Below are 7,282 nucleotides of genomic sequence, written 5' to 3' on the forward strand. Positions count from 1 at the left end.
TTCTTTTTGGTGTATAATAGTGTTGCATCTCAGAGTCTTTCTAATTGTTGTTGTGGTGATTACAATTATATCTCTCTGAGATGTTTTTTAATACCCTTGACTGGCTAACTTCATTTTAGAACTTTCGTTTTCCCTTCGGATAGTTGCCTTTTCCGTAAAATTGTCAGATTTTTCCGTATTTTCATTAGAAATATGGTATAATGAGAACAATATTCAAAAGATGCTTAGGAGAATAGATGAAAATTGATAAACAGCATTTGCTGAACTATTCTATTTTAATTCCGTATCTAATCTTGTCCATTGTTGGGCTGATTATGATTTATTCCACAACGAGCGCCTTACAGGTGCAAAATGGGGGAAATCCTTTTAAACTTTTGCTCAGTCAGGCTGGTTATTGGGTAATTAGTTTAGTGGCAATTTATATCATCTACCGCATGAAATTAAGTTTTTTACGGAGAACAGGCTTGATTTCTGTCACGCTGCTAATTGATGGATTTTTGCTGGTCATTTCACATTTTTTTGATGCTGTCAACGGGGCACACGGTTGGATTCGTTTGGGGCCTAATGGTATTATTGGTTTGCAACCAGCCGAATACCTAAAATTGCTGATCGTTTGGTATCTGGCTCATCAGTTTGCTAAGATTCAAGGTGAGATTCGAAAATATGACTATCAGGCCTTAACCAAAGGGCGGTGGATTCCAAATAAGCTCAATGATTGGCGCTTGGTCAGTCTCATCTTTTTGGGCTTGGTTGCTTCCTTACCGGACTTGGGAAATGCAGTTATTGTTGCCCTCATCATTGTGGTCATGGTAACTTCTAGCGGTATTGGTTATCGTTGGTTTTCAACTGCCCTCTTAGGAATTGTGTCTGCTTCAGCTCTGCTTTTGGGAACCATTCGAGTGCTTGGTGTCGAATTTGTGGCAAAAATTCCATTATTTGGCTATATTGCGCGACGTTTTGCAGCTTATTTTAATCCCTTTGAAAACGCAACAGAATCAGGATTGCAGCTGACCAATTCTTACTATGCCATGAGCAATGGTGGCTGGTTTGGCAGAGGGTTAGGAAATTCGATTGAAAAAAATGGGTATTTACCAGAAGCTCATACCGATTTTGCTTTTTCAATTGTCATAGAAGAGCTTGGCTTTTTTGGAGCGAGTCTTATTTTAGCTCTCTTGTTTTTCTTGATTTTACGTATTATCGTGGTTGGTATTCGAGCAAAGAATCCCTTTAATGCCATGATGGCACTAGGTGTGGCGGGCATGTTACTTGTTCAGACCTTTGTCAATATTGGAGGGATTTCTGGTCTGATTCCAGCGACGGGAGTTACCTTCCCTTTCATCTCTCAAGGGGGAAATAGTTTATTGATTATTTCCATAGGAATTGCTTTTGTGCTCAATATTGATGCCAATGAAAAGCGCGAACTAATTCGAGAAGAGATTGAACGAACGATGACTTAGTAAGAAAATTAGGAGAAAAGGAAGATATGGTGATACAAAAATTAGAAAACTATAACAACAAAGAGACAATTCAAGAAGAAGTAGGAATTTTGACAGATATCTTGCAAGATGTTGCGCGTCAGCTGATGTCTGAAGAAACCTTTGACAAGATTATCGAACTTGGAACTCTCTCAAAACAAGATGATTACAGTCGGTTGATGGAAATTATCGGTCAGTTGACCAATGATGAATTAGCAGTTATTTCCCGTTACTTTGCCGTTTTACCTCTCTTGATTAACATTTCAGAAGATGTGGATTTGGCTTATGAAATCAATCATCAGAATAATTTGGGGCAAGATTATCTTGGAAAAATTTCGACCACGATTGATTTGGTTTCTCAGCGTGAAGATGCAGCTGAAATCTTAGAACATCTGAATGTTGTTCCTGTTCTGACTGCTCATCCGACCCAGGTTCAACGCCAGTCTATGCTTGATTTGACCAAGCATATCCATGAATTACTCCGTCGCTATCGTGATGTGAAACTCGGTCTTATGAACCGCACTAAGTGGCTCGATGAATTGCGTTGCTATGTGGAAATCATGATGCAGACAGAAATGATTCGTGAGAAGAAACTCAAGGTAACAAATGAAATTACCAATGTCATGGAGTATTACAATAGTTCCTTCATCAAGGCAGTGACCAAACTCCAACGAGAATATAAAAATCTTGCGGCAGAACGTGGAGTTGAACTAGTGAATCCGCGTCCGATTACCATGGGAATGTGGATTGGTGGAGACCGCGATGGGAATCCCTTTGTTACGGCAGAAACCTTGAAGTTGTCTGCCCTTACCCAGTGTGAAGTCATTATGAATTACTACCATGACCAACTGGAAAAACTCTACAATAATTTCTCATTATCAACAACCATTGTTGAGGTTAGTCCAGCCGTTCAAGCTTTGGCTGATTTATCCGCAGATCGTTCTGTTTATCGTGAGCATGAGCCATATCGTAAAGCCTTTCATTATATTCAGATGAAATTGGCCCATACCCGCGATTATCTGATTCATGACCAGAAATGTGATGAGCGGTATGCCAATGTTCGAGAGTTTAAGGCAGACATTATCGCGATAAAAGAATCCTTGGAAGCAAACAAAGGTGTGGCGCTGTTAAAGGGCGATTTGACAGAATTATTAGAAGCTATTGAAACCTTTGGATTTTACCTAGCCAGTATCGATATGCGCCAAGATTCGAGCATTCACGAGGCCAGTGTCGCTGAATTATTAGCTTCTGCGAAAATTGTAGAAGATTACAGCAGCTTATCAGAAGAAGAAAAGTGTCAGGTACTCCTAAAAGAATTGGTTGAAGACCCACGGATTTTATCTGCAACCCATATTCCAAAATCAGAGCAGTTAGAAAAGGAATTGGCTATTTTTGCAGCAGCCCGTGAACTGAAAGATAAGCTAGGTGAGGAAGTCATCAAGCAGCATATTATTTCTCATTCTGAGCATGTATCTGACTTACTAGAGTTGGCTCTTCTCTTAAAAGAAGTCGGTCTGGTTGATGCAGAACGTGCACGCGTGCAGATTGTGCCCCTCTTTGAAACAATTGAAGATTTGGATAATGCCCCTGCCACTATGCGTAATTACTTGCAGCTAGACATTGCCAAATCTTGGATTGCAGGCAATGACCATTACCAAGAAATCATGTTGGGTTATTCTGATTCCAATAAAGACGGTGGCTATTTGTCATCTGGTTGGACCCTCTACAAAGCGCAGAATGAATTGACCCAAATCGGTCAAGAGTATGGCGTGAAAATTACCTTCTTCCATGGCCGTGGTGGGACAGTTGGCCGCGGTGGTGGTCCTTCTTATGATGCCATTACTTCTCAACCATTTGGTTCTATTAAGGATCGGATTCGTTTGACAGAACAAGGAGAGGTCATCGGAAATAAATACGGTAATAAGGATGCAGCCTACTACAACTTAGAAATGCTGGTATCTGCAACCTTAGACCGGATGGTGACGCAGATGATTGTTGATTTAGATGAAATTGATGGCTACCGTGCTATTATGAATGATATTGTTGAGGACAGTTACCAAATTTATCGTGATCTGGTCTTTGGCAATCCGAATTTTTATGATTATTTCTTTGCAGCGAGCCCAATTCGTGAAGTGTCTAGTTTGAATATTGGTTCCCGTCCAGCAGCGCGAAAAACCATTACCGAAATTGGAGGTCTCCGTGCCATTCCGTGGGTGTTCTCATGGTCGCAAAATCGTGTTATGCTTCCAGGTTGGTATGGAGTGGGCTCTAGTTTCAAACGATTCATTGACAAAGATCCAGACAATCTTGCTAAGCTCCAACAAATGTATGAAAATTGGCCATTTTTCCGCTCCCTGCTTTCAAATGTGGACATGGTCCTCTCCAAGTCTAACATGAACATTGCCTTTGAATATGCCAAGATGTGTGAAGATGAAGCTGTGCATTCTATTTTCTATACCATTTTGGATGAATGGCAATTAACCAAAGATATGATCTTGGCGATTGAACAAAATGATGAATTACTGGCAGAACTGCCATTCTTGAAAGCCAGTCTTGCTTACCGTATGCCTTATTTCAACGTTTTGAATTATATTCAAATTGAATTGATCAATCGCCTCCGTCGTGGAGAATTAAGTGCGGATCAGGAAAGTCTGATTCATATTACCATCAACGGTGTTGCAACTGGTTTGCGGAATTCAGGTTAAGGACAAAAAAATCGGTTTTGGCCGATTTTTTTGTCTATTTGCTAAATATGCTGTAACCATTTGCCAATTCATTCGTTCTATTAGTGAAAGGAGGGGAGAAAGATTCGGTTCGACGAATATGAACAAGAAATCATGGGCATTGCGAGAGAAATTTCCTATTATCTGCAAAAATCAGGCGCCAATCAAGCAGATAGTGATGATATTGCTCAGGACATTTTAGTTAAAATTCTCGAGGCAGACATTGTTCTTCCCTTCGAGAAATTACGGGCTTGGCTTTATCGCTCAGCTATTCGAGCCTATATTGATCGGTATCGTAGGGATAGGCGCTACCATGAGATTATCCAGCAGGAATTTTTCCACAAGGATCAGGTGCTAAAGTACGATACATCAGATTATGGACCGCTGTATGAGGCGGTAGCAGAATTGCCCACTCAGTACCAGTTGGTACTGGACTGTTATTATTTTCAAGAAATGACGACCAAGGAGGTAGCCCAGGTCTTGGGAATTAGCCAAAACCTAGTTAAAATGAATCTCTATCGTGGTCGCAAGCGATTAGCAAGATTGCTAAAGGAGAAAGGATATGAATATGAAGACTTTTGAAGTTGCAGCAAAGAAAAGTAAACGAAAGAATAGGGTGAAAACCATTCTACTTTCAATTGTTACTGGTTTTCTTCTGTTGGTCGTGGCTTGGAAGGGGCTGGCTTGGATTACCTCTCGTAATGCCAATGAAGTGCGTGAGTATCATCAAACGATGACAGAAATCAGTTATCCTAATGTTAGCTATATAAACTGGTCCTTCATTGCGGATTCAGAATTTACAGGAACCTATTATGCTGATCAGGTGAAGGATATTGCAGGCATTACGGTTCCATTTGAAGATTTTGAAGAGCATTACGGTCTTTACCGAGGCTATGGAAGAAATCAGCATCTCAATCTCTACAAATCATCAGATAGTAAGGGTGGCTATACCCACGGGAATAGCTATAAGGTGCCACTTTTTTACAATACCAACCGTCATTATCAGCAAATGGGGAATATTGTCACTCAAGACATCTCTCTCTTATCTCAGATGCCCAATCGAGTGGTTGAGATGGCTGTAACCTTTGATAAGTCTTATACCTTCGATGAGATTCAAGCCATGATTCCTAGTAATTTAAACATCAACTGGTATTGGATTGGTAGCAACAGTTCCTATGATACGAGCGAATTAAAGCTCAATGCTCAGATTGGCTTTCAGCCTAATCTCGCTCAACTAGAAACCTATGAGGAGATGAAAAAACAGGAAAAACCAGCAAATCTGTCTAAGGAAGAAGCTCAAAAAGCCTATGAGGACTATCAAAAGAAATTGGCTGATTTAACGCCTAGTCAAGGCTTCCGTAATAGCTATACCTTCTTTCAAGCACATCTTGAGAAGGCTTTGGCGAATCATTGGCTCGGCTATAGTGTGGGAGCAGATGGGAAAGACTATGATTTGACCACTGATGTCAAAGACTATCTTAAAAAGAATCAAGATGGAAAAACAGCTACATTTGCTGGTGTGATTCTAACTGGTAAGGCGGAAGACTTTACACAACTTGAAAAATCCAGCTGGATCTTTGCCTCTAATATCGGACAAGATGTGGAAGTCAAGCCCTATCATCACCTGAATGCCCACAGATAATCTTTTTTGAACCTCAGGTTCTTAGATTTTCAGTTTGTGCTTTTCTAAATATGATAAAATAAGACTAGACCTGTAACTTTTACGGGTCTAGTTTCGTTTTATTAGTGAAGAAGGGAGGGAAGTGCGATTAAACTAGATGCCTATGAAAAAGTTTTGATTGATTTTGCCAAAGATGTCATCGCTTATCTGATGGCATCAGGTGTTCCAAAAGAGCAGGCAGAAGATGTCGTCCAAGATATATTTGTCAAGCTCCTTGAAATGCCAGTTGCTATCCCTGGTGAGAAGATTCGTGCCTTCCTGTACCGCTCGGCCATTCGTCGCTACATTGATAAGTACCGCAGGGACAAACAAACGTTACATGGAAATTTTACGAAAAGAATTTTTCAAGCCACATGAACTTTCCCACTTCGAAACAGACCAATATGACTTTCTCTTGGAAGAAGTAGAAAAATTGCCACAACAGGACGCGCTTCTCTTGGAACTCTTTTATTTTCAAGGTTTTACCATTCGTGAAATCGCAGAGCTTCTCTCTTATTCCGTCAGCAAGGTCAAGGTCGGTCTTCAGCGCAGTCGTCAAAAATTAAGGCAAGTCCTTAAACAGAAAGGATATGACCATGGAAACATTTGAAGTATTGACAAAGAAAACGAAACAGAAAAATAGACGGCAAATTATTTTGATATCTGTAACAGTTGTAGTCAGTTTTTTAGCCATTTATGCAGGCCTGATGTTTGTATCTGGAAAATTACTGAATCGTAACTTTCGCAAAGTGATGGACTACTATCATCAGCGGGATGTCATTGCCTATCCTAATATGCATGTTATAGGTGGCAACAGCCCGAAAGGACAGTTTTCATCAACCTATCATTTAGACAGGATGAAGGATATTGACGGGGTGTTTATACCTTATCGAGATATCAATGCCAGCGCGACACTTTTTGCTACTCATGTTGATAGTGAGAGTGATTTTGTGAAGTACCCGATAGTTGAGCATCAGGGAGAACTGAGATTTTCTAGCAATCAAAGTACCTATCGGAATCCTGTTTTCTTTAATACAAGGGGGGATTGGAACAGAAAATACGCTCCAAAACCGAGTCAAGAATTGCCTCTTACAAAAGAAATGAAGGGACAATTAGTAGAAGTAGCGCTCACTTTTGATAAGCCCTATTCGTATCAAGAATTACAGACCATGTTACCTGAAAATCTCAAAAAAAATTGGTTTTGGTTTGGCACAACAAATACAGAAATCGACTATTCTTACTCTCTGGCAGATATATATGGTCTCAGTTTTGAAGAAAAAGAAGATGAGATGAGTTATGATATACTCCCCATATAGTAGACAGTGAAAAAACCAAAATTCACTAGACACTATAAGGGGAGTTTTCACATGTCCAAAAGAAGTCCAAAATCAGTAGAAGAAAAGTTAGAAATTGTTTGCTTATTA

Annotated in this window: 5 protein-coding genes and 1 pseudogene; all 6 read left to right on the plus strand. The window is 40.1% G+C overall.

Features of this window, described 5'->3' with window-relative positions; genetic code table 11:
* Positions 1 to 236 precede the first annotated feature (236 nt).
* The 6 genes and pseudogenes from ftsW to ABPH35_RS09925 all read left to right on the plus strand — a co-directional run bounded on the left by ftsW (position 237) and on the right by ABPH35_RS09925 (position 7,174).
* Complete coding sequence (gene ftsW, locus ABPH35_RS09900) at positions 237 to 1,457, plus strand: cell division peptidoglycan polymerase FtsW (protein WP_349989540.1); 1,221 nt, start codon at positions 237 to 239, stop codon at positions 1,455 to 1,457.
* 26 nt (positions 1,458 to 1,483) lie between these two features.
* Positions 1,484 to 4,180, plus strand: a complete 2,697-nt coding sequence (gene ppc, locus ABPH35_RS09905; RefSeq protein ID WP_349989541.1) for a phosphoenolpyruvate carboxylase — start codon at positions 1,484 to 1,486, stop codon at positions 4,178 to 4,180.
* 102 nt (positions 4,181 to 4,282) lie between these two features.
* Positions 4,283 to 4,780: an RNA polymerase sigma factor gene (locus ABPH35_RS09910; RefSeq protein ID WP_349989544.1), complete on the plus strand. Its 498-nt coding sequence runs from the start codon at positions 4,283 to 4,285 to the stop codon at positions 4,778 to 4,780.
* Positions 4,761 to 5,840, plus strand: coding sequence for an anti sigma factor C-terminal domain-containing protein (locus tag ABPH35_RS09915; protein ID WP_349989542.1), 1,080 nt, complete (start codon positions 4,761 to 4,763; stop codon positions 5,838 to 5,840). Before ABPH35_RS09910 ends, ABPH35_RS09915 begins: the two co-directional genes overlap by 20 nt.
* Positions 5,841 to 5,993: 153 nt before the next feature.
* Positions 5,994 to 6,468, plus strand: a pseudogene (locus ABPH35_RS09920) (RNA polymerase sigma factor).
* Entirely contained in the window at positions 6,455 to 7,174 is a 720-nt protein-coding gene (locus ABPH35_RS09925; RefSeq protein ID WP_349989543.1) for an anti sigma factor C-terminal domain-containing protein, read from the plus strand. The pseudogene ABPH35_RS09920 and the gene ABPH35_RS09925 overlap by 14 nt, the downstream one beginning before the upstream one ends.
* Positions 7,175 to 7,282: the final 108 nt, after the last annotated feature.

It is taken from the genome of Streptococcus handemini (assembly GCF_040984445.1).
Classification (GTDB): Bacteria; Bacillota; Bacilli; order Lactobacillales; family Streptococcaceae; genus Streptococcus; species Streptococcus handemini.